This is a genomic window from Planomonospora algeriensis (assembly GCF_977012225.1).
Genome location: NZ_CDRNDK010000416.1, coordinates 1 through 5,467, shown reverse-complemented (window position 1 = coordinate 5,467; position 5,467 = coordinate 1). Strand labels below are relative to the sequence as shown.

General features: G+C 71.0%; 5 protein-coding genes and 1 pseudogene. 3 read left to right on the top strand and 3 right to left on the bottom strand.

What is annotated here, in order from left to right; all coding sequences use genetic code 11:
* Positions 1 to 309: 309 nt before the first annotated feature.
* The gene (locus tag ACWJ6R_RS29120) at positions 310 to 1,773 is read right to left on the bottom strand and encodes a hypothetical protein (RefSeq protein ID WP_449065297.1); all 1,464 of its coding nucleotides are present in this window, start codon (positions 1,771 to 1,773) and stop codon (positions 310 to 312) included.
* Positions 1,774 to 2,054: 281 nt separating this feature from the next.
* Between ACWJ6R_RS29120 and ACWJ6R_RS29115 the strand changes: the two are divergent.
* Positions 2,055 to 3,199 (top strand): annotated as a pseudogene (locus ACWJ6R_RS29115) (acyl-CoA dehydrogenase family protein).
* Between the two features lie 132 nt (positions 3,200 to 3,331).
* On the opposite strand, the gene ACWJ6R_RS29110 reads toward ACWJ6R_RS29115, so the two are convergent.
* Positions 3,332 to 3,862, bottom strand: a complete 531-nt coding sequence (locus ACWJ6R_RS29110; RefSeq protein WP_449065296.1) for a hypothetical protein — start codon at positions 3,860 to 3,862, stop codon at positions 3,332 to 3,334.
* A 128-nt stretch (positions 3,863 to 3,990) separates the two neighbouring features.
* Here ACWJ6R_RS29110 and ACWJ6R_RS29105 point away from each other — a divergent pair, with 128 nt between their 5' ends.
* Positions 3,991 to 4,152 carry a hypothetical protein gene (locus ACWJ6R_RS29105; RefSeq protein WP_449065295.1) on the top strand — a complete coding sequence of 54 codons (162 nt, stop codon included), beginning with the start codon at positions 3,991 to 3,993 and terminating at the stop codon, positions 4,150 to 4,152.
* A gap of 130 nt (positions 4,153 to 4,282) precedes the next feature.
* On the opposite strand, the gene ACWJ6R_RS29100 is transcribed toward ACWJ6R_RS29105, so the two are convergent.
* Entirely contained in the window at positions 4,283 to 5,059 is a 777-nt protein-coding gene (locus ACWJ6R_RS29100; RefSeq protein ID WP_449065294.1) for an alpha/beta fold hydrolase, read from the bottom strand.
* Positions 5,060 to 5,238: 179 nt separating this feature from the next.
* Here ACWJ6R_RS29100 and ACWJ6R_RS29095 point away from each other — a divergent pair.
* Positions 5,239 to 5,467 (top strand): helix-turn-helix domain-containing protein (locus ACWJ6R_RS29095; protein WP_449065293.1); only part of this gene is annotated, 229 nt, incomplete at its 3' end.

Genomic DNA, 5,467 nt, shown 5'->3' with positions numbered 1-5,467 from the left:
GCCGCGCCCTGGTCCTGCGGCTGGACGGGCGGCGGCGGCTGGGCCTGCGCTGCGGCCTGGGGAACCGGAGGCCCGTACATCTCCTCCTCGGAGAGCGGGGCCAGGTAGGTGAGCAGCCCGGCCATGACCATCGCCACCCCGGCCAGCGACCCGGCGACCAGCAGGGAGGGCAGCAGCCACTTCCTGCCCCCGCCGGGAGCGGGTGCGCCGCCCGGCCGGCGGAGCCGTCACCCGGGTAACCGGAACCGCCGCCCGGAAGGGGGCCGGGCGACTCCTGCGGCGGCTCCGGGTACATTCCGGCGCTCATTCCTACTCCCCGCCCCGCGCGTGCCCCGCCCGGCGCCGGACGAGCGCCACGCCGCCCAGCATGCCGCCGAAGACCACGGCCGATCCTGCCCCGACGAGGCCCAGCCCCGAAGGCTCACCGGGTCCGCCGCCCGTGTCCGCGCCGCCCTGGGGCGTCACCACGACCTGGGGCGTGGTGGGCGTCGCCCGGGTGGGCGTGACGGTGACGGTGGCGGTCACGGTCGGCTTGGGCGTGGTGGTGGTCTTGGCGGTGACCGTGACCGTGGGCGAGGCGCTCTTGTTCGTCGGCGTCGGCGTGGACCCGCCGCCCGCCGGAGGGTTGGTGCAGGTCGGTGAGGGCTTGGGGGCGGTGGGCGTGGATGACGGGATCGCCGTGGGCGTGGGCGTCGGGGTGGGCGTCGAGGTGCACGTCGGCAGCGGCCAGGTGCCCGAATTGGTGACCGTCGGTCGCGGCGTGCTGCCGGTGCCCGTCGGAGTGGGGGAGATCGTCCCGGTGGGATCGGGCGTTCCGCTCGGAGCGCCTCCGATGGTCACGTCCACCGACACCGGCGCGCTGACCAGCGTGCACGTGGCCCTGTACGCGAGCGGTGGGCTCGCCAGCTCCTCGGTGATCACTCGGAAGGCGTCCAGCTGCGTCCACTTGTCCTGCTCGTCGTTCACGACCTGGAGGCGGTGCTTGCCGTAGTCGAGGCCGCGGAGACTCCACAGCGTCAGGCCGCCCTTGTTGGCGAAACTCGTCGACGTGCCGTCATCCTCCTTCGACGCGTCCACGTAGGCCGGCGTGGTCTCCTTGCCGTCGAGGTAGAACCGGGCCCTTCCCGCCCGGAAGTCGCGCTGGGCGACGTACTCGATCCCCGTCCCGGTGAACTCCAGGGACGCGGTGGCATCCTTGTCCCTCGCACGGTGGATGTCCTGGTGATGGTTGTTGTGGTGCTCCGGCTGGTCGTTCAGGTCCCTCCAGGTGCCCGTCTCGTAGAGCACTCGCGAGTCGTCGTCGTTGACCATCACCTCACCTGCCGGTGGCGTGAAGTCCACGACCAGAGCCTGGGGCGTGACCTTCACCTTCGTCGCCCGGGTGGTGTGCGCGGAGTCGGAGATTCCTTCGGGAAGCTCCAGCGGGGAGTCGGGACGCAGCGGGCCGGACTGGTCGAGGCTTCCCGTGGGCTTGAGCACGCCGTACCAGCCCCCGGACAACTGCACGTCTCCGGTGACCGTGACCTTGCCCTGGGAAGCGAAGAAGTCGGGCGAGCCGAACCTGGTCCCGTCCAGATAATCGATCGTCCACCCGATGGCGAGTGGTTCGCCCACCGCGAGCGTCGTGGGAATCGACACCTTGGTCCTGAGGTTGACCGGACCGCTCTTGCCGATCCCGCCTGTGCAAGCGTAGTCGACCACCAATTCGGCGTTGTTGGCGGAGGCCGTGCCGGAGGACAGCACGACCAGCGCACCGCTCAGCAGACCCAGCATCGGAATCGCGACTGCCGTACGGAGACCTGTTGTCCACCGCGCCACTGGTCACTCCGCTCGTAAAACCTGGACACAGAAATGGTCATTTCATCACAACCGGTCCGGATCGTACTGGTATGCGGCAGCACCCCGCAGGGGGTTCGGGGAGACTCCCAGGGCACTGTGGCGCAGTTGTGATCTCGCGAACGTTCCAAGCAGGGGAACCCGGCACCCCCGGCCACCTGTACCTCCAGGAAACAGAATCGTATTCTGGTCTGCGGAGACCCCAAAGGAGGCAGTCCATGCAGCGAGACCTCTTCGAGGAGGAGCACGATCTCTTCCGGGAGACCGTGCGCGAGTTCCTGGCCCGGGAGGTCGTGCCGCACCACGACCGGTGGGAGAAGGACGGCATCGTCCCCCGTGAGGTGTGGAAGCAGGCCGGCGAGGTCGGGATGTTCGGCTTCGGGGTGCCGGAGGATTTCGGCGGGGCGGGGATCAAGGACTTCCGCTACAACGCGGTGATCGTCGAAGAGATCATCAGGGTCGGCGCGTCCGGCCTCGGCTTCTCCCTCCACAACGACGTCATGGCCCCGTACTTCGTCGACCTGACGAACGACGAGCAGAAGGCCCGCTGGCTGCCCGGGTTCGCGAGCGGCGAGCTGATCACCGCCGTCGCGATGACCGAACCGGGGGCCGGGAGCGACCTGCAGGGCGTGCGAACCACCGCCGTGCGCGAGGGCGACCACTACGTCCTCAACGGCTCCAAGACCTTCATCACCAACGGCATCAACTCCGACCTGGTGGTGACCGTCGCCAAGACCGACCCGGCCGCGGCGCCCGCGGCATCTCGCTGCTGGTCGTGGAGCGCGGCATGGAGGGCTTCACCCGGGGCCGCAACCTGGACAAGATCGGCATGCACGCCCAGGACACCGCCGAGCTGTCCTTCGACGACGTCCGCGTCCCCGCCGCCAACCTGCTCGGCGACCAGGAGGGCCAGGGCTTCTTCCAGCTCATGGGCAACCTGCCGCAGGAGCGCCTGTCGATCGCCGTCGCGGCGGTGGCCGCCGCCGAGACCGTGCTCAAGGCGACCATCGACTACTGCAGGAACCGCCAGGCCTTCGGGCGCAGCATCGGCACCTTCCAGAACACCCGGTTCGTGCTGGCCGAGCTGGACACCGAGGTCGAGATCGCCCGGCACTACCTGGACAAGTGCATCCTCGCCCTCAACGCGGGGCGGCTCACCGTCGTGGACGCCGCCAAGGCCAAGTGGTGGACCACCGAGCTGCAGACCAAGGTCATCGACCGCTGCCTCCAGCTGCACGGCGGCTACGGCTACATGATGGAGTACCCCGTCGCCAAGGCCTGGATCGACAGCCGGGTCCAGACGATCTACGGCGGGACCACCGAGATCATGAAGGAGATCATCGGCCGTTCCTTCGGCTTCTGACCGCCCCGTCACCCCTGCCGCTCCCTCGCCGGTTCCGGCCACGTCCGATCGTCTCCGGCCGCGGCCGCCACCCGCCGATCACGCCCGCACAGCGGTACGCCCCGGGGCCGGGCGTGATCGACGGCTGCCGGGTCAGTTCCTGACGAGCTCCTCGATCGTCACCGCCACCCCGTCCTTGATCGTCACCTTGGCGTACAGCGAGGTACCCGACTTGAGCGCCTTCTTCAGCTGGTCCACGTTGCACCGGTGCGGGATCGCACCCTCGTCGCAGATGCCGCCCTGGACGTCCAGCACCTCGGTGTACGGCAGGAGCTGCGCGGTGCGGTCGCCGGCGTCGTCCCCCGTGACCAGGATGGAGTTCGCCCCCTTCATGGTGACCTGACCCAGCACGTCCTCGTCGAGGCCTCTGCCACCGAGGGTGTCCGGGGTCGACGTCCCCCCCGAGGGCGAGGGGGCAGGGAACAACGTCTCGGCCGGCTCCGAGGGCGGGGCCGGGGCCGGGGTGGAGACGGCGGGGGACGCCGTCTGCGGAGCGGATCCCGAGGCGGAGGGCGCCGCAGGAGTGGCGGACGGGTCCGAGCCGCCCTCCCCCGCACAGGCGGAGAGGCACGCGGCGAACGCCGCCGCCAGCAGGACACGCGTTGTCTTCGACGTTCTGTTCACGACGGCCACCCTGCCACGAACCGCCGCGCCGTACCCACCCGCCGGGTCCGGGAGGCGCCCACGGAACCGCCGCACCCGGCGATCGGACGGCGCATACTGGTCAGCGAGACTCCCCCGAGGCGGTGACGATGGACAGCGGACTGATCCTGCTGGTCTTCCTGGCGTTCCTGTTCGCCTGGGGACTGAACCGGGTGCGCCGGGCACTGCGGCTCGGTCCCGTCGCCTACGCGGGCGTCATGATCGCGTTCATCATCGTGATGCTCGCCGTCTGGGGACAGACCATGCGCTGACGGGGACGCGACGCCCGGCGCCGAGCGGGCCGGAACGAACCGCGCGGCCGGGTGAGCGGGCCGGAACGGATCGCGCGGCCGGGTTCCGGAGTCCGGCCGCGCACCGGCGGGTCCTGAGCTCCGTGGCGCGCTAACCCGCGGACGCCTCCAGCAGCACCCGCGCGACCAACTCGGGATCGTCGCTCATCGGCAGGTGGCCACAGCCCCGCAGCAGCTTCACCCGCTGCCCGGACCACCGCGCCGCCCGTACGGCCTGCCGCCGGAACAGCAGCCGGTCGTGCTCGCCCCAGGCGATCGTGACCGGCACCTTGGGCGGCGCCGGAGGCATCAGCCACGCGAACGAGGCCAGCGTCTCGTCGAACCCCCTGGCACCCCGCAGGGCCTCCCCGGCGGCCAGGACCGCCTCCTCGGAGAGCCTGCCCGGGTGGGCCACCATCACGCCCGTCGACAGCGCCCTCGCGACCGGGTTGCGCGCCGTCGCCTCGGCCCGCTCCGGAGGGAGGGCCAGTGCCGCCGCCCTGGTCGCGCGGAGCACCGTCTGGAGGTAGAGCAGTTCGCTCCGGCTCCAGAACCCCGCCGGGGACAGCGCCGCCGCCGTGCGGACGACCCCCCGGGAGGCGAGCTCCAGCGCGACGTAGCCGCCGAGCGAGTTGCCCGCCACGTGCGGCTCGCGGACGCCGAGCATCCCGCAGAAGGACTCGACCGCGTCCGCGAGCGTCTCCGCGGTGTACGGCGTGCCGGGCGGCAGCGGCGGCGAGACGCCGAAGCCCGGGAAGTCGACGGCGATCACGTCCCGCTCGGCGGCGAGACGGTCGAGCACGGGCAGCCACCCCTGCCAGTGGTGCCCGATGCCGTGCAGCAGGATCAGGGGCGCTCCGACCCCGCGCCGTTCGAAGGCCAGCTCCATCAGATCCTCCCGAGGGGAACGTCGCCTTCAGGCGACGGGGGAATCGGGAGCGGGAGGGCCGCCCAGGCCCGAGCGTGCCCTGACCTGTCAGGTCCGCGCATCATGGATGTCCTTCCCGGTTTTACCGGCGTCAGCCGATATCGTGGTGCTGTCGTTACCGAACGTGATGGGAGGTGGGTGTGCGCAGATCGTTCACGTTCCTGCTGCGCCCCACCGCCAAGCAGGCCGCCGCGCTCGCCGCGGGCCTGGAAGACCACCGGCAGCTCTACAACGCCGCCCTGGAGCACCGCCGCATCGCCTACGCCACAGCGGGCGTGAGCGTCCGTTACGGCGACCAGTCGGCCGAGCTGAAGCACATCCGCGCCGATGACCCCGGCGGGCAGGGCCGCTGGTCGTTCTCCTGCCAGC

What these genes read in the sequence shown, in the direction of transcription:
- ACWJ6R_RS29120 (WP_449065297.1), bottom strand. Translation starts at nt 1,773, where the DNA reads ATGCTGGGTCTGCTGAGCGGTGCGCTGGTCGTGCTGTCCTCCGGCACG.
- ACWJ6R_RS29105 (WP_449065295.1), top strand. Translation starts at nt 3,991, where the DNA reads ATGGACAGCGGACTGATCCTGCTGGTCTTCCTGGCGTTCCTGTTCGCC.
- ACWJ6R_RS29100 (WP_449065294.1), bottom strand. Translation starts at nt 5,059, where the DNA reads ATGGAGCTGGCCTTCGAACGGCGCGGGGTCGGAGCGCCCCTGATCCTG.